Consider the following 22937-nt stretch of genomic DNA (forward strand, 5'->3'; position numbering starts at 1 on the left):
CGGGGTTCAGGACTTCGCCCCGGAGAACCACCGGGTTTTCAGACGCCACGAGTGCGCTGAGGTCAACGCGAAACCGGCGCCACAGGCACAGGCGAAGACCCACACCAGGGTGGTGCCCTGAACCGTCTGTAGTTGCGGGAACAGTGCCGTGGTGATGCGCACGAGGCAGGCGCCGATGCCCATCGCCGAGGCGAACAGATACACATTGGCGATGGTGCGTGACCGCGGGTCCATACGCAGGATCAACAGTGCGCGAGCGCCGTAGCTGAGCAGATAGATCAGCATGCCGCAGAGCAGCAGCCAGTACATGTTGAGCCAGAAGTCGGTGGGCACGTCGAAGAAGTCGGGGCGGTAGATCGACGAGCCGTTGCCCAGCCAGAAGGCGGCCAGCAGCAACGGGATGCACAGCGTCGCCGGCAGCTCCACGTGCGACCGGAAGCGCCGTTGCAGCGCGTGATCGTGTTCGAGTCTGCCCAGCGCGTTGTAGACCACCGCCGAGGCCGCCACGATGTAGCAGTCGTGCCCGATGTAGTCCTCGAGATTCCATTTCCCGGTCAGCGAGTACAGCCAGTGGCCGAGGGTCTCCGAGGCCAGCGGCGACATCAGCAACACCGCGGCGCCCTGCAGGGCGATGTTGAGCGTCGCGGCGACTTCCCAGCGGCAGGACCACGTCACACGACGGATCCACAGGCTCCACGCGATACACAGGAGAGTGATCGCGATCAGTGTTGCCTGGGCCATGAGGGTCGTCGCTTTCGGGGCGCTGCGTTGTCAGCAAATCTTACGGGCTGACGGTCCTAGAGTGGGGGAGCGTCCGGGCGTGGTGAGAGCTCGGTGAGCTTAGGAATGCGCTTGGTGACGGTGCGCTCGGTGGTCTGGGGCAGAGTGGCGACCAGCTGTGCCGGACCGGCCGCCTCGACGTAGCTCCACACTTCCTGACGGCTCATCAATCCGAACTGAATCTGCAGGTCGGGATAGCTCAGATGAAATCGGTCCGCGACCAGACGCAGCTCTTCGGCGTTGGGGTAGTCGGCTTCTTTGATACGCCGGTAATAGGTGCTGCTGGAGATGCCGAGCGCGTCGAAGATGTCCTTGGCGTCGATCTCCCCGTCGAGGAGGTAGTCGAGCAGGGCCTTGAGCTGTCGGCCGTTCTCATCAGTCCTGGGCACCTGACCACAATAAACCCGGGAAGCGATATTGGGGAGACCCTCCCGGCAAACAGATAACACAACCTTAATTGACACTGCCGTCACAGTTTTGGGAGCACTCTCCCAAATTTGGGACAACCGCTGTACGGTTAGCTGCATGGTCGCTCCCCACATCGCTGACGAGGTCAGGCATCCCCTCGTCGACACCGCACCCGTAACGCTGGAGGTCTTCGATCGTCCGGCAGCGGGTGCCGCGCCCAGGTTCGAGACGGTGCACACGTCACCTTCGAGCGAATTGACGATCGAGCTCGACGCCGCCGCAGAGTGGCTCGGTGTGCAGATCGAGGAAATCCTGCTGGCCGCTCTCGGGCGCACCTTCGGACGAACCCGCGGAGATGGCGCGGTAGCCGTCGACGTCACCGGCGGGCGCAGGTGGCTGTGCCACCCGGTGTCGTTGCTGTGTGCCGCTTCGCTGCCGATGGGCCCTACGGAGTTGCTGCAGGGCGCCCACACCGCGCTGGCGTCGGCGCCGGGCCACGACAGCCCGCAATCCGAGGTGCTGTTGAGTCTCACGCGCACCGCAAACGGCGCCTCCGGCAAAGGCTGCGCATTGGAAGTGCATGTGCATCGGGTCGACGGCATCGTGGCCCTGGACTGGCGTTTTGACGCGTCGCGGCTGGACGCGTACTCCGTCGAGGAGATGGCCGAGCAGTTCCCTCTCGCGTTGATCGAGATCACCTCCGACGCTGCCGCGCCGCTGTGAGGTTGCGGCCTCCATCGGATTTCGATCGCGGCCTGATCACCGGCTAGAATTCGGCCAACGACGCTGATCCGGCCATCACCGGGGAGTCTTCGGAAGAACGGCATCCGCGCCCAGTAGAACCGAACGGGTAGGCCCGTCACAGCCGACAAAGAGCGGCGCACATCGCTGCGCAAGCGGGGTGGTACCGCGGTGCTCACGCAACATGCGTCGGCGTCGTCCCCGTGCCCGGACTCGAGGCACGAAAGAGACGTACCGACGTGAGCGCCTACCCCAAGCCGGCAAGCGGGTCACCGAGTTTCCCGAAGCTGGAACGCGAAGTCCTCGACTACTGGAAACACAACGACACCTTCCGGGCCAGCATCGACAACCGCGATGGTGCAGAAGAGTACGTGTTCTACGACGGTCCGCCGTTCGCCAACGGGTTGCCGCACTACGGTCACCTGTTGACGGGCTACGTCAAAGACATCGTGCCTCGCTACCGCACAATGCGCGGATTCAAAGTCGAGCGGCGCTTCGGATGGGACACCCACGGGCTGCCGGCCGAACTGGAGGTGCAGCGCCAGCTCGGCATCACCGACAAGGCCCAGATCGACGAGATGGGCATCGAGAAGTTCAACGAGGCATGCCGGGCCTCGGTTCTCAAGTACACCGACGAGTGGCAGGACTACGTGACCCGCCAAGCGCGGTGGGTGGACTTCGACAACGACTACAAGACCCTCGACATCGGCTTCATGGAATCGGTGATCTGGGTCTTCAAGCAACTCTGGGACAAGGGTCTGGCCTACGAGGGCAACCGGGTGCTGCCGTACTGCTGGAACGACGAAACCCCGTTGTCGAGTCACGAACTGCGGATGGACGACGACGTCTACCAGAACCGGCAGGACCCTGCGCTCACGGTCGGTTTCCGGATCGTGGGGGGTGCGGTGCCCGAACTCGCGGGCGCCTATCTGCTGATCTGGACCACCACGCCCTGGACGCTGCCCTCCAATCAGGCTGTCGCGGTCAACCCGGATGTCACCTACGCCGTGGTCGAGAGTGACGGAAAACGCTTCGTGCTGGCCCAAGCCCGCCTCGGCGCCTACGCCCGGGAACTCGGCGAGGAGCCCACCGTGCTGACGACCTACCCCGGGCGTGATCTGCTCGATCTGCACTACGTGCCGCCGTTCCCCTACTTCATGGACTCGCCCAACGCATTTCGTGTCTTGCCTGCCGACTTCGTCAGTACCGAGGACGGAACGGGTCTGGTGCACATGGCGCCGGCCTACGGCGAGGACGATATGACCACCGCGCAGGCCGGCGGGATCGAGGCCGTCACCCCGGTGGATGCCAAGGGGCGATTCGACGCGACTGTGCCCGATTACGCGGGCCAACATGTGTTCGACGCCAACCCGCAGATCATCCGTGACCTGAAGAACGCTACCGGCGCCGCAGCGGCCAATGGCGCGCTCCTGCTGCGTCATGACACCTACGAACACACCTACCCGCACTGCTGGCGGTGTCGCAATCCGCTGATCTACCGCGCGGTGTCGTCGTGGTTCATCAAGGTCACCCAGTTCCGGGACCGGATGGTCGAGCTCAATCAGCAGATCACCTGGTATCCCGAGCACGTCAAGGATGGGCAGTTCGGAAAATGGCTGGCCGGCGCTCGGGATTGGTCGATCTCGCGAAATCGTTACTGGGGCACTCCGATCCCGGTGTGGAAGTCCGATGATCCGGCTTATCCCAGAGTCGATGTGTACGGCAGCCTCGACGAACTCGAACGCGATTTCGGGATCCGGCCGGACAATTTGCACCGACCCTTCATCGACGAACTGACCCGGCCCAATCCCGACGACCCGACGGGCAGGTCGACGATGCGGCGCATCGAAGACGTGCTCGACGTGTGGTTCGATTCCGGGTCGATGCCCTACGGGCAGGTGCATTACCCGTTCGAGAACCAGGACTGGTTCGCCGGAGTGGATTCCGCCGACCCGGACCAGCAGGTCGTCGGGCACTTCCCGGGCGATTTCATCGTCGAGTACATCGGCCAGACCCGCGGCTGGTTCTACACACTGCACATCCTGGCGACCGCGCTGTTCGATCGGCCGGCGTTCCGCACGTGCGTCGCGCACGGCATCGTGCTGGGCAACGACGGGCAGAAGATGAGCAAGTCGCTGCGCAACTACCCGGATGTCAGCGAGGTGTTCGACCGCGACGGTTCTGATGCGATGCGGTGGTTTTTGATGGCGTCGCCGATCCTGCGCGGCGGCAACCTCATCGTCACCGAGCAGGGCATCCGTGAAGGGGTGCGGCAGGTGCTGCTGCCGCTGTGGAACGCCTACTCGTTCCTGGCGCTCTACGCCCCGAAAAAGGGAACCTGGCGCGTCGATTCACCGCACGTGCTCGACCGCTACATCCTGGCCAAGCTCGCGCTGTTGCGAGATGACCTGACGGCGGCACTGGATGTGTGCGACATCTCGCAGGCATGCGACCAATTGCGTCAGTTTACCGAGGCGTTGACCAACTGGTATGTGCGGCGGTCGCGTTCGCGTTTCTGGGAGGAGGACGCCGATGCGATCGACACCCTGCACACTGTGCTGGAAGTAACCAGCCGGCTGGCCGCGCCGCTGCTGCCGTTGATCACCGAGGTGATCTGGCGCGGGGTGACCGGGGAGCGGTCGGTGCATCTGACCGACTGGCCGCAACCCGGTGCGGTACCGGCAGATGCGCAGCTGGTCGCCGACATGGACCTGGTGCGCGACGTCGCCTCGGTGGCATCCTCGCTGCGCAAGGCCAAAAAGCTGCGCGTGCGTCTTCCACTGCCCAAGTTGACTGTCGCGGTGGAGGATCCGCGGCGGCTGCAGCCCTATCGCGATCTGATCGCCGATGAGCTCAACGTCAAGACGGTGGAGCTCACCGAAGACATCGCCGCGCACGGGCGGTTCGAGCTGACGGTCAACGCGCGGGTGGCTGGGCCGCGACTGGGCAAGGACGTTCAGGCCGCGATCAAAGCGGTCAAGGCGGGCGAAGGAGTCGTCAACGACGATGGCACCCTGACCGCGGGCCCGGCGGTTCTGCAACCGCAGGAGTTCAGCGCCCGGTTGGTCGCGGCCGACCCGGAGTACACGGCCGCGCTGGCCGATGGAGCCGGTCTGGTGGTGCTCGACGGCACGGTCACCCCCGAGCTGGAGGCCGAAGGCTGGGCCCGCGACATGATCAGAGAGTTCCAGGAGGCTCGGCGCAGATTCGGACTCGATATCGGTGATCGCATCGAGTTGGAGTTGGCCGTGCCGGAATTGCCTGCGGGCTGGCGCGAGGAGCTGTCCGACTTGATCGCGCGCGAACTGCTGGCAACGCGATTCAGCATCGCCACCGAACCGCAGCTCGGCGGCTCGGACCACGACGGCGGGGGGTGGATGACCGGCAGTGTCGGTGACGATCATCCGTTCCGATTGCGGCGGACGGACTGATCGGTTCGCGGCGCTGACTGCGTGCTAACCCGCGCGCAGGCGCTTCTCGTGCTCAGGATGTTCGGCTCGCCACTGCCGCTCCACTCGCTTGACGCGCTGGTGTTCCAGTGCGATCAACAGCGTTCCCGCGGTCACCAGCGCGCCGGCGATCAGGCCGAGCACCAGGGAGGCGCTTCGGTTGCCGTACGCAGTCGCGGCGACGGTGCCCGCTATCAGCGCGGTACCCACGCCGATGAGGATCAGACCCGGCCACCACAGAGTGTCGATGAACGATTCGCCGGCGTGCTGCAATGTCGTCCGCACGTGATCGACGGGGTCGCGATGGGCGCCTTTCATCGGCATCTCCTTTCTTCTGAAGAGATACCTCCACAGTACGCCCGCTTGTGAGTTAGCTCACAGTGACGGATTTGTGACCCGTGTGCTGTGGCCGTCGAGTGCCACCACGTCGCCGGGGCGCAGCTGCCTTCCGCGGCGGATCTCGACATCGTCGTTGACCCGGACCCGCCCCTCGGCGATCACCGCCTTGGCATCGGCGCCGCTGTCGATGAGGTTCGCCAGTTTCAGAAATTGCCCGAGCCGAATGGAGTCACCGCTGATCGGCACGTCGTCCATGACTGTCACGGTAGCGCCCTAGCTGTAACTCCCAGACAGGTTGTGAACGGCGTGGTGAGCGGAAGTAGGTGAGGACCTCCGGTATCGGTGTGGTTACCAAACACGCACATCCGATTACCGAGAGGTCCTCATGGTCCACGCTAATGCTTCGTTGACTCCTCGTGGGCGGTTGCGGCTTGCGCAGGCGGTTGTTGATCAGGGCTGGAGTTTGCGGCGCGCGGCTGAGCGGTTCCAATGTTCGGTGGCCACAGCCAAGAAATGGGCCGACCGTTATCGCGACGGTGGCGAAGCAGCGATGGTAGACCGGCCCAGCCGGCCGCATCGCAGTCCGTTGCGGTTGCCGAAACGACGTGAGCGGCGCATCGTCAACCTGCGCTTCACCCGGCGCTGGGGCCCACATCGCATCGCCGCTTACCTGCACCTGCCACGCTCGACCGTTGAGGCGGTGCTGCGCCGCTACCGGATGCCATTGCTGCGGCACCTGGACCAAAACACCGGGTTACCGGTACGCCGGCCCAAACCCCGCCGCTATGAGCACCCGGCTCCCGGCGACTTGGTCCATGTCGACGTCAAGAAACTGGGCCGCATCCCCGACGGGGGCGGCCATCGCAAGCTGGGTCGCCAAGCCGGCCGGCGCAACCGCTGCGGCATGGGATACACGTTCTTGCACCACGCCGTTGATGACCACTCCCGGCTGGCCTACTCCGAGGACCTCACCGACGAACGCAAAGAAACCGCCGCGGGATTCTGGAAACGCGCCAACGCGTTCTTCGCCGACCACGGCATCACCGTCAAACGAGTGTTGACCGACAATGGATCCTGTTACCGGTCAAAGAATTTCGCTGAAGCGCTCGGCCCCGACATCACCCACAAGAGGACCCGGCCCTACCGGCCACAGACCAACGGCAAAGTCGAGCGATTCAACCGCACCCTGACCACCGAATGGGCCTATGCGCAGACCTACCGCTCTGAGGCCGAACGCGCCGGAACCTACCAGCACTGGCTGCATCACTACAATCACCACCGACCCCACACCGGCATCGGCGGAATGACACCAATCGAGCGCCTACGCGTTCACAACCTACCCGTGAAGAACAACTAGCCGGTGTACGTCTCCGGGTCCGGGCGGTACCGGGTGCCGTCGTCCAGGCCGTTGAGCGCGGCCATCTGGTCGTCGGTGAGCTCGAAGTCGAACACCTCGAGGTTGGCCGCCAGGTGCTCCGGCGACCTCGACCGGGTGATGACCGAGTTGCCCAGCTGCAGGCTCCACTTGATCAGCACCTGCGCCGGGGTCTTGCCGTGCGCCTGGGCCACCGAGACGACGGTCTCGTTGTCCAGCAGCCGGCCCACGCCCAGCGGGCTGTACGCCTGGGTGACGATCCCGTAGCCCTTGTTCACCTCGCGCAGGTGCGCCTGGTTGAGCAGCGGGTGCAGCTCGATCTGGTTGACCGCGGGGGTGAAGAACGACAGGTCGATGACGTTCGACAGGTGCTCCTCGTGGAAGTTGGACACCCCGATGGACTTGGCGTCGCCGAGCTCCTTGTTCTTCATCAGCCCGCCCCAGCTGTCGATGTACTTGCCCTGCTCACCGGCGGGCCAGTGGATCAGGTACAGGTCGACGTAGCCGAGACCGAGTTCCTCGACACTCTTGCGGCAGGCGTCCTGCGCACTCTTGAAACCCTGGTCGCGGACGTCGAGCTTGCTGGTGACGAAGATCTCCTCGCGGGGCACCCCGGACTTGCGTACCGCGCGGCCGACGGCGGCCTCGTTGCCGTACGCGGCGGCGGTGTCGATCAGTCGGTAACCGGCCGACAGCGCCGCCAGCACCGCCTGCTCGGCGTCGGCCTCGGACAGCTCGCCGACGCCGATGCCGAGCACCGGCATGGTGTTGTCGTCGTTGAGCGTGACCGTCGGAATGGACGAGGAGGTCATGTCACCTACCCTGTGAACTCGAAATTTCTCGGGTCGGGACCCAGGCGAGTGCCATCGCCGAGCGACGAGATCGACGCCATGTCCTGCTCGCTCAACTCGAAGTCGAACACGTCGAAGTTGCTCACAATCCGCTCGGGGGTCACCGATTTCGGGATGACTATATTGCCGAGTTGGATATGCCACCTAATCAGTACCTGCGCCGGGGTGCGTCCGTGCGCCTCCGCGACTGAGGTGACGGTCGGATTCGCCAGCAGCGATCCCTGCCCCAGCGGGCTCCACGCCTCGGTGGCGATGCCCAGTTCGGCGTGTACCTCACGCAGCTCCTGCTGCTGAAGCAGCGGGTGCAGCTCGATCTGGTTGACGGCGGGCACGACGCCGGTGGCGTCGATCAGCGTGCGCAGGTGTTCGGGCTCGAAGTTGCTCACCCCGATCGAGCGGATCCGGCCCTGGTCACGCAGGTAGGCGAACGCCTTGAAGGTGTCGACGTACTTGTTGGTCTTCGGCATCGGCCAGTGCACCAGATACAGATCGAGATACTCCAGGCCCAGCCGCTCCATGCTCTTGTCGAACGCGGCCAGCGTGCTATCATAACCCTGGTCGGCGTTCCACAGCTTGGTCGTGATGTAGACGTCCTCGCGGCGCAGACCCGACTTGGCCAGCGCCTGCCCGACCTCGCGTTCGTTCTGGTAGGCGGCGGCGGTGTCGATGTGCCGGTAGCCCGCCTCCAGCGCCGTGGCAACCGCGCGCTCGGTGGCCTCCGGCGGCGTCTGCCAAACTCCGAGTCCAACCTGGGGGATCGCATTACCGTCATTCAGCGTGATCAAGGGAGATGCCATGACTGCGAGTCTGCCAGCTGACGGCGCGTACAGCCCGGGACGCAAGGAGGCGCTCGTCACCGCGATGGCGGGTGTCACCCTGCGCGCGTTGCCGCGCATCCCCGACCCGGTGAAACGCCTGCTGCTGGCGGGCCGCACGGTGACGGTGGACGGCAACACCCTCGACACCACGGTGCAGCTGATGCTCGCCGGGCAGAAGCTGGTCGGGATCGACGGTGGCACCAACAACGTGGCGGCGGCGCGGGCGCAGCTGCGCGACCTGTCCGGCGGGTTCCGGCAGGCGATCCCGGTGGCCGCGGTGAGAGATCTCACCGTGACCGGCGGGGACGGTGAGATCCCGGCCCGCCACTACGTTCCGCCCACATCCACCGCCGACACGGCCGCCCCGCTGCTGGTGTTCTTCCACGGCGGCGGCTTCGTGATCGGCGACCTCGACAGCCACGACGACCTGTGCCGGCTGATCTGCCGCGACGCCGGGGTGCACGTGCTGTCGGTCGACTACCGGCTGGCCCCCGAGCACAAGGCGCCCGCCGCCGCCGACGACGGGTTCGCCGCCTACCGCTGGGCGCGCGAGCACGCCGCCGAACTCGGTGCCGACCCGGACCGCGTCGCGGTCGGCGGGGACAGCGCCGGCGGCAACATCGCCGCCGTCGTCGCCCAGCGCGCCCGCGCCGAAGGAGTGCCGCAACCGGCGCTGCAACTGCTCATCTACCCGTGGACCAACCCCAGCGGCGAGACCCGGTCGCAGACCCTGTTCGCCTCCGGCTACTTCCTGACGAAGGCCGACATCGAGTGGTTCGCCGACAAGTACGTCACCGGTGCGTCGGTGCAGATCACCGATCCGGTCGTGTCACCGCTGCTGGCCGACGACCTGTCCGGGCTCGCGCCTGCACTGGTGCTGACCGGCGGCTTCGACCCACTGCGCGACGAGGGCGTGGCCTACGCCGAGGCACTGCGCGCCGCCGGGGTGGCCGTCGACCTGCGGCAGGCCGGTGCGCTGATCCACGGCTTCGCCAACATGTTCCCGATCGGGGGCGGTTGCGCGGCCGCGGTCGCCGACATGATCAGCGCGCTGCGCACCCGTCTGCGCGGCGTCTGACGGGCCGCGAAAACGCCGCCGGTACGCTTGTCCCCGTGGCCTCGAAACCGAAGAAGACCCCGAAGTACGACCTGAAGGCGGCCGACAAGAAACGCAATCTGGCCGTACAGATCGGGTTGACCGCGATCGTCGTGATCTTCGCCGTCGCGCTGGTGCTCTACATCGTCATGACCAAGGAGGACAAGCCCGGCGAGGGTGAGGCCAAGCCGATCCGGGTGGCGTCCAGCGACGTCATCACCGGTGACGACGGCGAGCCCAAGGCCGTGCTGTCGCTCTACGAGGACTTCCTGTGCCCGGCGTGCGGCAACTTCGAGAAGGCCTTCGGCCCGACGATCAACCGGCTGATCGACAGCGGCGCCGTGGCGGCCGACTACTACATGGTCTCGATCCTGGACCGGGCCGGCCAGGGGTACTCGACCCGCGCCGCGAACGCCGCCTACTGCGTGGCCGAAGCCGACACCGAGGCGTTCCGCCGCTTCCACGCCGCGCTGTACGCCCAGCAGCCGCCCGAGGGCGTCGGCCCGTTCCCGGACGAGGCCCGGCTGACCGAGGTGGCGCGCCAGGCCGGCGTCGTCGGCGACGTCCCGAACTGCATCGAGAAGGGCCGCTACGACGACATGGTCAAGGGCATGGCCAAGGCGACCGAGGTCAAGGCCACCCCGACCATCCGCATCAACGGCAAGGACTACAAGCCGACGACCCCCGACGCGCTGATCGACGAGATCAGGAGCATCGTCGGTGACCTGCCCGTGCTCGACGCCGGTGCGCCGCCGCCGAATCCGGATCCGACGACCCCGGCGCCCGCTCCCGCTCCCGCTCCATGAGCGTGAGCGCGCCAGGGGAGGTGTCCCCGGCCGAGCCGGACAGCCCCGAGCACGGTGGGGTGCACGTCGGGAGGCTGAGCGCGCTGTGGGTCCTGATCGCCGGCGTGGTGGGCCTCTCGTCGGCGCTGGCGCTGACCATCGAGAAGGTCGAGCTGCTCAAGAACCCGGCCTACGTGCCGACGTGCAGCCTCAACCCGGTGCTGTCCTGCGGTTCGGTGATGGTCACCCCGCAGGCCGCCGTGTTCGGTTTCCCGAACTCGCTGATCGGCATCGTGTCGTTCACCGTCGTGCTGGTGACCGGGGTGCTCGCGGTGGCCCGGGTTCAGCTGCCCCGCTGGTACTGGGCCGGGCTGGCGGTCGGCACGCTGCTGGGCACGGTGTTCGTGCACTGGCTGATCTACCAGAGCGTGTTCACCATCGGCGCGCTGTGCCTGTACTGCATGGTGGTGTGGTCGATGACCATCCCGCTGCTGGTCGTGGTGACGACGATCGCGGTGCAGCCGCAGCGCGGCAACGCCGTGCTGCGCGGGCTGCACACCTGGCGCTGGTCGATCGTGGCGCTGTGGTTCACCGCGGTGATCCTGTTGTGCCTGGTGCGGTTCTGGAGTTACTGGTCCACTCTGCTCTGAGGATCTAGGTGTAACTCCCAGACAGGTTGTGAACGGCGTGGTGAGCGGAAGTAGGTGAGGACCTCCGGTATCGGTGTGGTTACCAAACACGCACATCCGATTACCGAGAGGTCCTCATGGTCCACGCTAATGCTTCGTTGACTCCTCGTGGGCGGTTGCGGCTTGCGCAGGCGGTTGTTGATCAGGGCTGGAGTTTGCGGCGCGCGGCTGAGCGGTTCCAATGTTCGGTGGCCACAGCCAAGAAATGGGCCGACCGTTATCGCGACGGTGGCGAAGCAGCGATGGTAGACCGGCCCAGCCGGCCGCATCGCAGTCCGTTGCGGTTGCCGAAACGACGTGAGCGGCGCATCGTCAACCTGCGCTTCACCCGGCGCTGGGGCCCACATCGCATCGCCGCTTACCTGCACCTGCCACGCTCGACCGTTGAGGCGGTGCTGCGCCGCTACCGGATGCCATTGCTGCGGCACCTGGACCAAAACACCGGGTTACCGGTACGCCGGCCCAAACCCCGCCGCTATGAGCACCCGGCTCCCGGCGACTTGGTCCATGTCGACGTCAAGAAACTGGGCCGCATCCCCGACGGGGGCGGCCATCGCAAGCTGGGTCGCCAAGCCGGCCGGCGCAACCGCTGCGGCATGGGATACACGTTCTTGCACCACGCCGTTGATGACCACTCCCGGCTGGCCTACTCCGAGGACCTCACCGACGAACGCAAAGAAACCGCCGCGGGATTCTGGAAACGCGCCAACGCGTTCTTCGCCGACCACGGCATCACCGTCAAACGAGTGTTGACCGACAATGGATCCTGTTACCGGTCAAAGAATTTCGCTGAAGCGCTCGGCCCCGACATCACCCACAAGAGGACCCGGCCCTACCGGCCACAGACCAACGGCAAAGTCGAGCGATTCAACCGCACCCTGACCACCGAATGGGCCTATGCGCAGACCTACCGCTCTGAGGCCGAACGCGCCGGAACCTACCAGCACTGGCTGCATCACTACAATCACCACCGACCCCACACCGGCATCGGCGGAATGACACCAATCGAGCGCCTACGCGTTCACAACCTACCCGTGAAGAACACCTAGCATCAACACAATGGGCGCTCGGTGGGTCCTGCACCTGGACATGGACGCGTTCTTCGCTTCTGTCGAGCAGTTGACCCGTCCGACGTTGAAAGGGCGTCCGGTCCTGGTCGGCGGAGTGGGCGGCCGGGGCGTGGTCGCCGGCGCGAGCTACGAGGCGCGGGTCTTCGGGGCCCGCTCGGCCATGCCGATGCATCAGGCGCGTCGCCTGGTCGGCGCTGCGGCGGTGGTGTTGCCGCCGCGCGGCGTCGTGTACGGCATCGCCAGCCGCCGGGTGTTCGACACCGTGCGCGCCCGGGTGCCGGTGCTCGAGCAGCTGTCCTTCGACGAGGCGTTCGGCGAACCTGCGGAGCTGGTAGGCGCCACCGAATCTGATGTCGAGACGTTCTGTGAGCAGTTGCGTGCGCAGGTTCGTGAGGTCACCGGGTTGGTGGCGTCGGTGGGAGCCGGTTCGGGCAAGCAGCTCGCCAAGATCGCCTCGGGCCTGGCCAAACCCGACGGCACCCGCGTGGTCGGTCGCGCTGAGGAACCACGTCTGCTGGCTGGGCTGCCGGTGCGCAGATTGTGGGGGATCGGGCCGGTGGCCGAGGACAAGCTGCACCGACTTGGCATCGAGACCGTCGGCGCGTTTGCCGCGCTCAGCGAGGCCGAGGCCGCCAACATTCTGGGTGCCACCATCGGTCCGGCGCTGCACCGACTTGCGTGCGGGCGCGACGACCGGCCGGTCGCTGAGAACGCGCCGGCCAAACAGATCAGTGCGGAATCGACCTTCGCCGAGGATATGAGGACGCTTGAGCAACTGCGGGATGCGATCGGCCCCATCGGTGAGCATGCGCACCGGCGGTTGTCCAAAGATGGGCGCGGGGCGCGCACCGTGACGGTGAAGCTCAAGCGATCCGACATGACCACGCTGACCCGATCGGCGACCCTGCCGTACGCCACCGCCGATGCGGCGGTGTTGATCGGCACCGCGCGTCGTCTGCTCCTCGATCCCGTCGACATCGGTCCGATACGTCTTGTCGGAGTGGGCTTCTCGGGCCTCACGCAGGTGCAACAGGAGCCGTTGTTCCCCGAGCTGGAGTCGGTGACCGAGGAGACCAGAGACGACGACGTCCCGCTGACGCTCATCCAGGCCGCCGACACCGGCCCTGCCTGGCGGCTCGGCGACGACGTCGTGCACGCCCAGTACGGTCACGGGTGGATCCAGGGCGCCGGTCACGGCGTCATGACGGTGCGGTTCGAGACCCGCAGCACTGGTGCGGGACCGACGCGAACCTTGGCCGTGGATGATCCCGCGGTGGCTCGGGCCAACCCGGTAGACAGCTTGGACTGGCCCGACTACGTCGAGGCGATGGCGCGGAGGTGACCTCGGGCGTCAGGCCCACCGGGCGAAGGCTGATTCCGGTGATACTCCGGCAGCCAGCGCGGCCATCAGAAGCACCCGGGCCTGCGGCGGCCGCAACCGAGGCACCATCACCGCGCCCGCGTCGACGAGTTCGCGGCCTGGGCCGTACCCGGGGCTGACCTGCCCACCCGGAACCCGCGTCGAGACCGCCACCGAGACGCCGTCGGCACAATGTCGGCGGACCCCGGCGATCAGTGCGGCCCCCGCGTTGCCCGAACCCATCGCTTCCAGCACGACACCCCGCGCGCCGGCGGCCACGCATGCGTCCAGCGCGGCGGAGTCGGCACCGGGGTAGGCGGCGACGATGTCCACCCGGGGTGCATGCGCCGCGCGTAGCGGCCCGAAAATCGGTGCCGGGTCGACGGTCGCTGTTGGGGTGAACTCCGCGCCGACAGTGCCGAGCACCCGGCCGGTGAAGCTCTGCAGGTCGGTGGTGGCGGCCTTGGTCAGTCCCAGCGACGCAAAGACGGTGTCGGCGAACGCGACGACGACGCCGAGTCCGCGGGCAGCGGGACTGGAGGCCACGGTGAGCGCGGCGCGCAGATTGTGGGGACCGTCGGGGTCGGACGCGTCGGCGCTGCGCTGGGCACCGGTCAGGACCACCGGCACGTCCGCGGCGCAGGTGAGTGCCAGCCACAGTGCCGTTTCTTCCATGGTGTCGGTGCCGTGGGTGACCACGATCCCGTCGGCGTCGCGGGATACATCGCGCACCGCCGCGGCGATGAGGTCCCAGTCGGCGGGTAGCAGGGCCGAGCTGTCGACGTGGAGCAGGTCGATCACGGTGACGTCGAGCCCCGCGGTGAGGTCGGCGCCCGACCGGGTGGGGCGTTTCACGCCGTCGGCATCAGCGCTTGTGGCGATCGTGCCGCCGGTGGTGATCACGACAAGTCGGCCCATGGGTGCGATTCTTGCCTACCGGTGCTTTGCGATGATGGACCCGTGACTGACGATTCCACCGAGCCGGCCGCCGAGGACCAGCTCATGCAGCCCGCGCCCCGACGTCGGCTGCGGCTGCTGCTCGGGGTGGCCGCTGTGGTGCTGGTCCTGGACATCGTCACCAAGGTGCTCGCGGTGGAACTGCTGACGCCGGGCCAGCCGGTGTCGATCATCGGCGACACCGTGACCTGGACGCTGGTGCGCAACTCCGGAGCTGCGTTCTCGATGGCCACGGGCTACACCTGGGTGTTGACGCTGATCGCAACGGGCGTGGCCATCGGGATCATCTGGATGGGCCGTCGGCTGGTGTCGCCGTGGTGGGCGCTGGGGCTCGGGATGATTCTCGGCGGGGCGCTGGGCAACCTGGTGGACCGATTCTTCCGCTCTCCGGGTCCGCTGCAGGGCCATGTGGTCGATTTCCTGTCCATCGGTTGGTGGCCGGTGTTCAACGTCGCGGATCCGGCGGTGGTGGGCGGGGCGATCCTGCTGGTGGTGCTGTCCTTGCTGGGCTTCGATTTTGATTCTGTCGGGAGGCGCAAGCCGGACGGCGGCGAGGCCGAACCGGCATGACGACGCGGTCGATGCCGGTGCCCGAAGGCCTGGCCGGGATGCGGGTGGACGCCGGGCTGGCCCGGCTGCTGGGTTTGTCGCGGACCGCCGCGGCTGCGTTGGCCGAGGACGGTGGAGTCGAACTGGACGGCTCGATGGCAGCGAAGTCGGACAAGCTGATCGCCGGGGCGTGGCTGGAGGTCCGTCTGCCCGAGGCGCCCGCGCCGGTGGAGAACACACCGGTCGAGATCGAGGGTATGGAGATCCTCTACGCAGATGACGACATCGTCGCGGTCGACAAGCCGCCCGGGGTGGCCGCACACGCGACGGTCGGCTGGCACGGTCCCACCGTGTTGGGTGGCCTGGCCGCGGCCGGGTTCCGGATCAGTACCTCGGGCATTCACGAGCGGCAGGGCATCGTGCACCGCCTGGACGTGGGCACGTCCGGGGTGATGGTGGTCGCGTTGTCGGAGCGGGCCTACACGGTGCTCAAGCGAGCGTTCAAGCAGCGCACTGTGGAGAAGCGTTATCACGCTTTGGTTCAGGGACATCCTGATCCGTCCAGCGGAACCATCGATGCGCCCATCGGCCGGCATCGCGGCAACGACTGGAAGTTCGCGGTGGTCGAGGGCGGTCGGCACAGCATCACCCATTACGACACCCTCGAGGCGCATCGGGCCGCGAGCCTGCTCGACATCGAACTCGAGACCGGCCGCACCCATCAGATCCGGGTGCACTTCGCCGCGCTGCACCACCCGTGCTGCGGTGACCTGACCTACGGCGCCGACCCGACGCTGGCCAAGAAGCTCGGTCTGGAGCGGCAATGGCTGCATGCCCGATCGCTGGCGTTCACCCATCCCGCCGACGGCCGGCGGATCGAGATCGTCAGCGAATATCCGGCTGATCTGCAGCACGCGCTCGACGTTCTGCGAAACCACGAACTGTGAGGTCCGGGCTGCTCTTCGGAGTCGGCGCATACGGGATGTGGGGGTTGTTCCCGGCGTTTTTTCCATTGCTGAAGCCCGCCGGTGCGGTCGAAGTGCTGGCCCACCGCATCATCTGGAGTTTTCTGCTGATGGTGGTGGTGGTTGCCGCGGTACGTCGGCTCGGGGACCTGCGTCGTATCTCCGGTCGGGAGTGGCTGCTTCTGACCGCTGCCGCTGCGCTCATCTCGGTCAACTGGCTGATCTACGTCTATGCCGTCAACAACGGTCATGTGGTGGACGCGGCGCTGGGGTACTTCATCAACCCGCTGGTGTCGATCGCGCTCGGCCTGCTGATCTTCCGGGAGAAGCTCAACCGCTGGCAGTTGGGAGCGCTGACGATCGCGGTCATCGCGGTGGCGGTGTTGACCGTCAACGTCGGCGAGCCTCCGTTGGTGGGGCTGGGTTTGGCGTTCTCGTTCGGCCTGTACGGGGCGGTGAAGAAACTGGTGCCCACCGACCCGCGCGTCAGCGTGGGTGTCGAAGCGGGGCTGGCCACCCCATTTGCGCTGGCCTATGTGGTGGTGATGCAGGTGAGCGGGCACGGCACCTTCACCGACCACGGGGGCGGCCACGCCGCACTGATGGTCTTGTCCGGGGTGCTCACCGCGTTGCCGTTGCTGTTGTTCGCCGCCGCCGCGCACCGTCTGCCGCTGGTCACCCTGGGTCTGTTGTTCTATATGACGCCGGCGATGCAGCTGACCTGGGGAGTGCTCGTCGGTCACGAGCCGATGCCCCCGGCGCGGTGGGTCGGGTTCGCCCTGATCTGGACCGCTCTGGCGGTGTTCACCGTCGACGCCGTGCGCCGCGCCCGCGCCGATCGACGCGCCGCCGGCGCATCCGCACCTGTGTCCTGAAGACACGCATCGACGACACGCCGAGCGCTGTCGGTGGGCAGTCATAGACTGGCCACCCTATGAGCGGTCTGGATTCGCGGTCTTCGGGTTCCTTTGTGCATCTGCATAACCACACCGAATACTCGATGCTCGACGGCGCGGCGAAGGTCAAGCCGATGCTGGCCGAAGCGCAGCGGCTGGAAATGCCCGCGATCGGCATGACCGATCACGGGAACATGTTCGGCGCCAGTGAGTTCTACAACGCAGCCACCGCGGCCGGCATCAAGCCGATCATCGGGATCGAGGCCTACATCGCGCCCGCGTCGCGGTTCGAGACCAAGCGGGTGCTGTGGGGTGACCCCAGCCAGAAGAGCGACGACGTTTCCGGTAGCGGGTCCTACACCCACATGACGATGGTCGCCGAGAACGCCACCGGGCTGCGCAATCTGTTCAAGCTGTCTTCCCTAGCGTCGTTTGAAGGCCAGCTCGGCAAGTGGGCGCGGATGGACGCCGAGATCATCGCCGAACATGCCGCGGGAATCATCGCCACCACCGGCTGCCCCTCCGGGGAGGTGCAGACCCGGCTGAGGTTGGGCCATCAGCGCGAGGCGCTGGAGGCAGCAGCGAAGTGGCGCGAGATCTTCGGTCCGGAGAACTTCTTCCTCGAGTTGATGGACCACGGCCTCGACATCGAACGCCGGGTACGGGACGGGCTGCTGGAAATCGGTCAGAAACTGTCCATCCCGCCGCTGGCAACCAACGACTGCCATTACGTCACCCGCGATGCTGCCCAGAACCACGAGGCGCTGCTGTGCATCCAGACCGGGAAGACCCTGTCCGACCCCGCCCGCTTCAAGTTCGACGGGGACGGCTACTACCTCAAGTCGGCTGCGGAGATGCGCGCGCTGTGGGACCACCAGGTGCCCGGGGCGTGTGACTCGACGTTGCTGATCGCCGAGCGGGTGCAGTCCTACGCAGACGTGTGGACACCGCGCGACCGGATGCCCATCTTCCCGGTTCCCGATGGCCACGACCAGGCATCGTGGCTGCATCACGAGGTGATGGCGGGGTTGAAGCGCCGCTTCCCGGACGGTGTCGGGCAGGAGTACGTCGAGCGCGCAGAATACGAGATCAAGGTCATCTGCGACAAGGGATTCCCGTCGTACTTCCTGATCGTCGCCGACCTGATCAATTACGCGAAATCGGTCGATATCCGGGTCGGGCCCGGCCGCGGGTCGGCCGCCGGCTCGCTGGTGGCCTATGCACTGGGCATCACCAACATCGACCCGATCCCGCATGGTCTGCTCTTCGAGCGGTTCCTCAACCCGGAACGTCCGTCGGCACCCGACATCGACATCGACTTCGACGACCGCCGGCGTGGCGAGATGCTGCGGTATGCCGCCAACCGGTGGGGCAGTGACCGGGTGGCGCAGGTCATCACCTTCGGCACCATCAAAACAAAGGCGGCGCTGAAGGATTCGGCCCGCGTGCATTATGGCCAGCCCGGTTTCGCCATCGCCGACCGGATCACCAAGGCGCTACCGCCCCCGATCATGGCCAAGGACATCCCGGTGTCTGGGATCACCGATCCCACCCATGAGCGCTACAAGGAGGCCGCCGAGGTCCGCGCGCTGATCGACACCGATCCCGACGTGCGCACCATCTACGAAACTGCGCGCGGGTTGGAAGGGCTGGTCCGCAACGCCGGCGTGCACGCGTGCGCGGTCATCATGAGCTCCGAACCGCTGATCGAGGCGATCCCGCTGTGGCGCCGGCCGCAGGACGGCGCGATCATCACCGGTTGGGACTATCCGTCATGTGAAGACATCGGCCTGCTCAAGATGGACTTCCTCGGGCTGCGCAACCTGACGATCATCGGCGACTGCATCGAAAACATCAAAACCAACCGGGGTGTCGACCTCGACTTGGAGTCGCTGGAGCTTGACGACTCGAAGGCCTACGAACTGCTTGGTCGCGGCGACACACTCGGGGTTTTCCAGCTCGACGGCGGTCCCATGCGCGACCTGCTTCGACGTATGCAGCCCACCGAGTTCAACGACATCGTCGCGGTGCTGGCGCTGTATCGGCCCGGCCCGATGGGCATGAACGCCCACAACGACTACGCCGATCGCAAGAACGGCCGCCAACCGATCAAGCCGATCCACCCGGAACTCGAAGAGCCACTCAAGGACATCCTCGCCGAGACGCACGGCCTGATCGTCTATCAAGAGCAGATCATGTTCATCGCCCAGAAGGTCGCGTCGTACACGATGGGCAAGGCCGACGCTCTGCGCAAGGCCATGGGCAAGAAGAAGCTCGAAGTGCTCGAGGCCGAGTACAAGGGCTTCCGTGAGGGGATGACCGCCAACGGGTTCTCCGAAGGCGCCGTAAAGGCCCTGTGGGACACCATCCTTCCGTTCGCCGGCTACGCGTTCAACAAGTCACACGCGGCCGGCTACGGCTTGGTGTCCTACTGGACGGCCTACCTCAAGGCCAACTATCCGGCTGAGTACATGGCCGGTCTGCTCACCTCTGTCGGTGACGACAAGGACAAGGCTGCGGTCTACCTGGCCGACTGCCGACGCCTGGGCATCACGGTGTTGCCGCCCGACGTGAACGAGTCGGTGCAGAACTTCACCTCGGTCGGCGACGACATTCGGTTCGGGATGGGCGCCATTCGTAACGTGGGTGCCAACGTCGTGACGTCGCTGGTGAATACCCGCAACGAGAAGGGCAAGTACACCGACTTCTCGGACTACCTCAACAAGATCGACATCGCCGCCTGCAACAAGAAGGTGACCGAATCACTGATCAAGGCCGGCGCGTTCGATTCGCTCGGTCATCCCCGTAAAGGGTTGTTCCTGGTACACACCGACGCGGTGGACTCGGTTCTGGGTACCAAGAAGGCCGAGGCGATGGGACAGTTCGACCTGTTCGGCGGCGGTGACGGTTCGGGTGTCGACACCGGGGACGCGGCGTTCACTATCAAGGTTCCCGAGGACGAGTGGGAGGACAAGCACAAGCTGGCCCTGGAGCGCGAGATGCTTGGCCTGTACGTGTCGGGTCATCCGCTCAACGGCATCGCCCACATGCTGGCCGCGCAGGTTGACACCCAGATCCCGGCGATTCTTGACGGCGACATTCCCAACGAGACTCAGGTGCGGGTGGGGGGCATCCTGGCGTCGGTCAATCGCAGGGTGAACAAGAACGGACTACCTTGGGCCTCAGCGCAATTGGAGGACCTCACCGGCGGCATCGAGGTCCTGTTCTTCCCGCAGACCTACTCGATGTTCGGTGCTGAGATCGCCGACGACGTCGTCGTGCTGGTGGGTGCGAAGGTGGCCATCCGTGACGACCGGATCTCGTTGATCGCCAACGAGCTGGTGGTGCCGGACTTCTCGACCGCCCAGACGAACCGTCCGGTGGCGGTGAGTCTGCCGACACGACAGTGCACCGTCGACAAAGTCACCGCGCTCAAACAAGTGCTGGCCCGCCACCCAGGGCCCGCTCAGGTGCATCTGAGGTTGATCAGTGGGGAGCGGATCACCACGCTCGAGCTCGATCAGTCGCTGCGGGTGACGCCGTCCTCGGCGCTGATGGGTGATCTCAAAGAGCTGCTGGGTCCGGGCTGTCTGGGTGGATAGTCACGCGAGCCGAGTCACCGGTGCGACGCGCCGAGCGATGCTCCACCGATCCAGACCACGGTCGCAACGGCGGCCGAGGTGAGCACGGCCGGTGCCGCTGCCGCGGTGACAATGCCGACAACCACGAACGTCATCAGGCCCACCACCAGCGCCACCACCTTGTAGCGCGGCCACGGGACGCCGGCGATCGAGACCGTGGCAGCGCGGGGTGCGCCGAAATCGCGAGCATGTCCTGCCGTGGTCATAACACAACGATAGCCCGTACTGAAGATTTCGGCTAGCCGAAACACGCGTTGCGGGCTACTGGTCAGGCAATCCCATTTCCACCCGACCGCTGCTCGGTGGCACCATTGTTCGGTGACCACTGAGCTGAGCGAGCAGCACCGTATCGATCCCGCCGCGCCGTTGTGCGCCGCGGACATCGACGAGGCTGCCCAGCGAATTTCGGGTGTGGTCTCCCAGACCCCTCTGCAGTACAGCGACAGGTTGTCCGACATCACCGGTGCTCAGGTCTATCTGAAGCGTGAAGATCTGCAGGCCGTGCGGTCCTACAAGCTGCGCGGCGCCTACAACCTGCTGATGCAGCTCAGCGCCGAAGAGACCGCCGCCGGGGTGGTCTGCTCCTCGGCCGGCAACCACGCCCAGGGGTTCGCACTGGCGTGTCGTTCGATGGCGATCCGCGGCCGGGTCTATGTGCCGGCCAAGACGCCCAAGCAGAAGCGCAACCGGATCCGCTACCACGGTGGTGACTTCATCGACCTGATCGTCGGCGGCAAGACCTATGACATGGCGGCCCAGGCCGCCATCGATGACGTCGCGCGCACCGGCGCCACGCTGGTCCCGCCCTACGACGACCTGCGCACCATGGCCGGCCAGGGCACCATCGCCGTGGAGATCCTCGACCAACTCGGTGGCGAGCCCGACCTGGTGATCGTGCCCGTCGGGGGCGGCGGGTGTATCAGCGGCATGACGACCTACCTCGCCGAGCGCACCGCCGCGACCTCGGTTCTGGGCGCTGAACCCGCCGGGGCCGCCTCGGTGGTGGCCGCACTGGCCGGGGGCAGGCCGGTGACACTCGATCATGTCGATCAGTTCGTCGACGGGGCAGCCGTCGCACGAGTAGGTGCGCTGCCCTTTGCGGTTCTGTCTGCTGCCGGCGACATGGTGTCGATGACCACTGTCGATGAAGGCGCCGTCTGCACCGCGATGCTCGACCTGTACCAGAACGAGGGCATCATCGCCGAGCCGGCCGGTGCGCTGTCGGTGGCTGCATTGCTCGACGCCGACATCGAACCCGACTCGACTGTTGTCTGCCTGATCTCGGGCGGCAACAACGACGTCTCCCGCTACGGGGAGGTGCTCGAGCGGTCGCTGGTGCACCTGGGCCTCAAGCACTACTTCCTGGTCGACTTCCCTCAGGAGCCCGGGGCATTACGCCGTTTCCTCGACGATGTCCTCGGGCCCAATGACGACATCACCTTGTTCGAGTACGTCAAGCGCAACAACCGCGAGACGGGGGAGGCGCTCGTCGGTATCGAGCTGTCCTCGGCCTCGGACCTCGAGGGACTGTTGGAGCGCATGCAGACATCGGAATGTCACATCGAGCTACTCGAGCCGGGGTCGCCGACGTATCGCTATCTGACTTGACGCCAGCACATCAACGTGACGCCGCTCGGGAACACCTTGGGCGTCGAGGACGGAGTCAACCCCGGTAAGAAGCACCCCTGCGGGAACAGGCGCCGCCCGCGCCCCTGCACGAACGGATAGGTGAACAGCCGGTACTCGTCGACCAAGCCCGCGGCGATCAGGCTGTGACACAACGTGATACTGCCGGTACATACGATGTCGCGACCTGGCCGGTTCCTGAGTGCGGCCACGGCATCGAGAAGGTTTCCTTGCAGCACAATCGTGTTCGCCCAACCCGGCTTCTCCAGCGTTGCAGACACCACGTACTTGGCGACAGCGTTGAGGTACTCTGCCGTCCCCGTTGTATCGTCGTGCCGGCCTTTCCAGAAGCTGCGGAGATCTTCGAATGTCCGCCGCCCCACCAACAGGGCGTCGGCGGTGGCATCCTGACGCTGCATCTCGGCGGTCAGCTCGTCGTCGATGACCGCCGGATCGAACCATGGCGATGCGTCGGGCTCAGGCTCGAGCATCTCGATGGAACCGTCGATGGTCACGTTCTGGGTGATGATCAGTGAACGCAT

At 66.1% G+C, this 22937-nt stretch carries 22 protein-coding genes; 13 read left to right on the top strand and 9 right to left on the bottom strand.

Annotated features, from left to right (window positions below):
- Positions 1-6 precede the first annotated feature (6 nt).
- Both KXD98_RS12425 and KXD98_RS12430 read right to left on the bottom strand, forming a co-directional pair.
- The gene (locus KXD98_RS12425; RefSeq protein ID WP_260764635.1) at positions 7-741 is read right to left on the bottom strand and encodes a hypothetical protein; all 735 of its coding nucleotides are present in this window, start codon (positions 739-741) and stop codon (positions 7-9) included.
- 56 nt (positions 742-797) lie between these two features.
- On the bottom strand, positions 798-1169 hold the full coding sequence (locus KXD98_RS12430; RefSeq protein ID WP_260764638.1) for an XRE family transcriptional regulator: 372 nt from the start codon (positions 1167-1169) through the stop codon (positions 798-800).
- A gap of 136 nt (positions 1170-1305) precedes the next feature.
- On the opposite strand from KXD98_RS12430, the gene KXD98_RS12435 reads away from it, so the two are divergent.
- Positions 1306-1911, top strand: coding sequence for a hypothetical protein (locus KXD98_RS12435; RefSeq protein WP_260764639.1), 606 nt, complete (start codon positions 1306-1308; stop codon positions 1909-1911).
- A gap of 257 nt (positions 1912-2168) precedes the next feature.
- A complete protein-coding gene (ileS, locus tag KXD98_RS12440; protein WP_396882994.1) occupies positions 2169-5360 on the top strand; it encodes an isoleucine--tRNA ligase in 3192 nt (1063 codons plus the stop codon).
- A gap of 24 nt (positions 5361-5384) precedes the next feature.
- On the opposite strand, the gene usfY is transcribed toward ileS, so the two are convergent.
- Both usfY and KXD98_RS12450 read right to left on the bottom strand, forming a co-directional pair.
- Entirely contained in the window at positions 5385-5696 is a 312-nt protein-coding gene (usfY, locus tag KXD98_RS12445) for a protein UsfY (RefSeq protein WP_260764641.1), read from the bottom strand.
- A 57-nt stretch (positions 5697-5753) separates the two neighbouring features.
- Entirely contained in the window at positions 5754-5972 is a 219-nt protein-coding gene (locus tag KXD98_RS12450) for an RNA-binding S4 domain-containing protein (protein ID WP_260764642.1), read from the bottom strand.
- 130 nt (positions 5973-6102) lie between these two features.
- On the opposite strand from KXD98_RS12450, the gene KXD98_RS12455 reads away from it, so the two are divergent.
- On the top strand, positions 6103-7074 hold the full coding sequence (locus KXD98_RS12455) for an IS481 family transposase (protein WP_047328144.1): 972 nt from the start codon (positions 6103-6105) through the stop codon (positions 7072-7074).
- Here the strand turns inward: KXD98_RS12455 and KXD98_RS12460 are convergent.
- On the bottom strand, positions 7071-7904 hold the full coding sequence (locus KXD98_RS12460; protein ID WP_003889251.1) for an aldo/keto reductase: 834 nt from the start codon (positions 7902-7904) through the stop codon (positions 7071-7073). The two genes, KXD98_RS12455 and KXD98_RS12460, sit on opposite strands and share 4 nt — an antisense overlap.
- Positions 7905-7909: 5 nt before the next feature.
- On the bottom strand, positions 7910-8740 hold the full coding sequence (locus KXD98_RS12465; RefSeq protein WP_040634844.1) for an aldo/keto reductase: 831 nt from the start codon (positions 8738-8740) through the stop codon (positions 7910-7912).
- Here KXD98_RS12465 and KXD98_RS12470 point away from each other — a divergent pair.
- From KXD98_RS12470 to KXD98_RS12490, 5 genes are all read left to right on the top strand, one after another.
- On the top strand, positions 8739-9839 hold the full coding sequence (locus KXD98_RS12470) for an alpha/beta hydrolase (protein ID WP_047041146.1): 1101 nt from the start codon (positions 8739-8741) through the stop codon (positions 9837-9839). The genes KXD98_RS12465 and KXD98_RS12470 overlap by 2 nt on opposite strands.
- A 35-nt stretch (positions 9840-9874) precedes the next feature.
- Complete coding sequence (locus tag KXD98_RS12475; RefSeq protein ID WP_047041144.1) at positions 9875-10663, top strand: thioredoxin domain-containing protein; 789 nt, start codon at positions 9875-9877, stop codon at positions 10661-10663.
- Positions 10660-11292 carry a vitamin K epoxide reductase family protein gene (locus tag KXD98_RS12480; protein WP_003889255.1) on the top strand — a complete coding sequence of 211 codons (633 nt, stop codon included), beginning with the start codon at positions 10660-10662 and terminating at the stop codon, positions 11290-11292. Before KXD98_RS12475 ends, KXD98_RS12480 begins: the two co-directional genes overlap by 4 nt.
- A 116-nt stretch (positions 11293-11408) precedes the next feature.
- On the top strand, positions 11409-12380 hold the full coding sequence (locus KXD98_RS12485) for an IS481 family transposase (protein ID WP_043988055.1): 972 nt from the start codon (positions 11409-11411) through the stop codon (positions 12378-12380).
- A 10-nt stretch (positions 12381-12390) separates the two neighbouring features.
- Positions 12391-13743 (top strand): DNA polymerase IV, encoded by a 1353-nt coding sequence (locus tag KXD98_RS12490; protein ID WP_260764661.1) that lies wholly within the window; start codon positions 12391-12393, stop codon positions 13741-13743.
- A 9-nt stretch (positions 13744-13752) separates the two neighbouring features.
- Here KXD98_RS12490 and KXD98_RS12495 read toward each other — a convergent pair whose 3' ends face one another.
- On the bottom strand, positions 13753-14679 hold the full coding sequence (locus KXD98_RS12495) for an asparaginase (RefSeq protein WP_260764663.1): 927 nt from the start codon (positions 14677-14679) through the stop codon (positions 13753-13755).
- 84 nt (positions 14680-14763) lie between these two features.
- Here KXD98_RS12495 and lspA point away from each other — a divergent pair, with 84 nt between their 5' ends.
- The 4 genes from lspA to dnaE are packed head-to-tail and all read left to right on the top strand — an operon-like array spanning position 14764 to position 20730.
- Positions 14764-15288: a signal peptidase II gene (lspA, locus tag KXD98_RS12500; protein ID WP_260765163.1), complete on the top strand. Its 525-nt coding sequence runs from the start codon at positions 14764-14766 to the stop codon at positions 15286-15288.
- Entirely contained in the window at positions 15285-16214 is a 930-nt protein-coding gene (locus KXD98_RS12505; protein WP_260764667.1) for an RluA family pseudouridine synthase, read from the top strand. The genes lspA and KXD98_RS12505 overlap by 4 nt, the downstream gene beginning before the upstream one ends.
- Positions 16211-17107 carry an EamA family transporter RarD gene (gene rarD, locus KXD98_RS12510; RefSeq protein ID WP_260764669.1) on the top strand — a complete coding sequence of 299 codons (897 nt, stop codon included), beginning with the start codon at positions 16211-16213 and terminating at the stop codon, positions 17105-17107. The genes KXD98_RS12505 and rarD overlap by 4 nt, the downstream gene beginning before the upstream one ends.
- A 59-nt stretch (positions 17108-17166) precedes the next feature.
- Positions 17167-20730: a DNA polymerase III subunit alpha gene (gene dnaE / locus KXD98_RS12515; protein ID WP_260764670.1), complete on the top strand. Its 3564-nt coding sequence runs from the start codon at positions 17167-17169 to the stop codon at positions 20728-20730.
- 14 nt (positions 20731-20744) lie between these two features.
- Here the strand turns inward: dnaE and KXD98_RS12520 are convergent, their stop codons facing one another.
- A complete protein-coding gene (locus KXD98_RS12520) occupies positions 20745-20975 on the bottom strand; it encodes a hypothetical protein (protein WP_260764671.1) in 231 nt (76 codons plus the stop codon).
- Between the two features lie 112 nt (positions 20976-21087).
- Here KXD98_RS12520 and ilvA point away from each other — a divergent pair, with 112 nt between their 5' ends.
- Positions 21088-22377 carry a threonine ammonia-lyase IlvA gene (gene ilvA, locus KXD98_RS12525; RefSeq protein WP_260764672.1) on the top strand — a complete coding sequence of 430 codons (1290 nt, stop codon included), beginning with the start codon at positions 21088-21090 and terminating at the stop codon, positions 22375-22377.
- Here the strand turns inward: ilvA and KXD98_RS12530 are convergent.
- Positions 22365-22937: a dihydrofolate reductase family protein gene (locus tag KXD98_RS12530; RefSeq protein WP_260764673.1), complete on the bottom strand. Its 573-nt coding sequence runs from the start codon at positions 22935-22937 to the stop codon at positions 22365-22367. The two genes, ilvA and KXD98_RS12530, sit on opposite strands and share 13 nt — an antisense overlap.

It is taken from the genome of Mycobacterium sp. SMC-4 (assembly GCF_025263265.1).
GTDB lineage: Bacteria > Actinomycetota > Actinomycetes > Mycobacteriales > Mycobacteriaceae > Mycobacterium.

Excerpts from the sequence above, each read along its gene's own strand:
- KXD98_RS12425 (WP_260764635.1), bottom strand. The coding sequence starts at position 741 with ATGGCCCAGGCAACACTGATCGCGATCACTCTCCTGTGTATCGCGTGG.
- KXD98_RS12435 (WP_260764639.1), top strand. The coding sequence starts at position 1,306 with ATGGTCGCTCCCCACATCGCTGACGAGGTCAGGCATCCCCTCGTCGAC.
- usfY (WP_260764641.1), bottom strand. The coding sequence starts at position 5,696 with ATGAAAGGCGCCCATCGCGACCCCGTCGATCACGTGCGGACGACATTG.
- KXD98_RS12450 (WP_260764642.1), bottom strand. The coding sequence starts at position 5,972 with ATGGACGACGTGCCGATCAGCGGTGACTCCATTCGGCTCGGGCAATTT.
- KXD98_RS12455 (WP_047328144.1), top strand. The coding sequence starts at position 6,103 with ATGGTCCACGCTAATGCTTCGTTGACTCCTCGTGGGCGGTTGCGGCTT.
- KXD98_RS12460 (WP_003889251.1), bottom strand. The coding sequence starts at position 7,904 with ATGACCTCCTCGTCCATTCCGACGGTCACGCTCAACGACGACAACACC.
- KXD98_RS12470 (WP_047041146.1), top strand. The coding sequence starts at position 8,739 with ATGACTGCGAGTCTGCCAGCTGACGGCGCGTACAGCCCGGGACGCAAG.
- KXD98_RS12465 (WP_040634844.1), bottom strand. The coding sequence starts at position 8,740 with ATGGCATCTCCCTTGATCACGCTGAATGACGGTAATGCGATCCCCCAG.
- KXD98_RS12480 (WP_003889255.1), top strand. The coding sequence starts at position 10,660 with ATGAGCGTGAGCGCGCCAGGGGAGGTGTCCCCGGCCGAGCCGGACAGC.
- KXD98_RS12485 (WP_043988055.1), top strand. The coding sequence starts at position 11,409 with ATGGTCCACGCTAATGCTTCGTTGACTCCTCGTGGGCGGTTGCGGCTT.
- KXD98_RS12490 (WP_260764661.1), top strand. The coding sequence starts at position 12,391 with ATGGGCGCTCGGTGGGTCCTGCACCTGGACATGGACGCGTTCTTCGCT.
- KXD98_RS12495 (WP_260764663.1), bottom strand. The coding sequence starts at position 14,679 with ATGGGCCGACTTGTCGTGATCACCACCGGCGGCACGATCGCCACAAGC.
- lspA (WP_260765163.1), top strand. The coding sequence starts at position 14,764 with ATGCAGCCCGCGCCCCGACGTCGGCTGCGGCTGCTGCTCGGGGTGGCC.
- KXD98_RS12505 (WP_260764667.1), top strand. The coding sequence starts at position 15,285 with ATGACGACGCGGTCGATGCCGGTGCCCGAAGGCCTGGCCGGGATGCGG.
- dnaE (WP_260764670.1), top strand. The coding sequence starts at position 17,167 with ATGAGCGGTCTGGATTCGCGGTCTTCGGGTTCCTTTGTGCATCTGCAT.
- KXD98_RS12520 (WP_260764671.1), bottom strand. The coding sequence starts at position 20,975 with ATGACCACGGCAGGACATGCTCGCGATTTCGGCGCACCCCGCGCTGCC.
- KXD98_RS12530 (WP_260764673.1), bottom strand. The coding sequence starts at position 22,937 with ATGCGTTCACTGATCATCACCCAGAACGTGACCATCGACGGTTCCATC.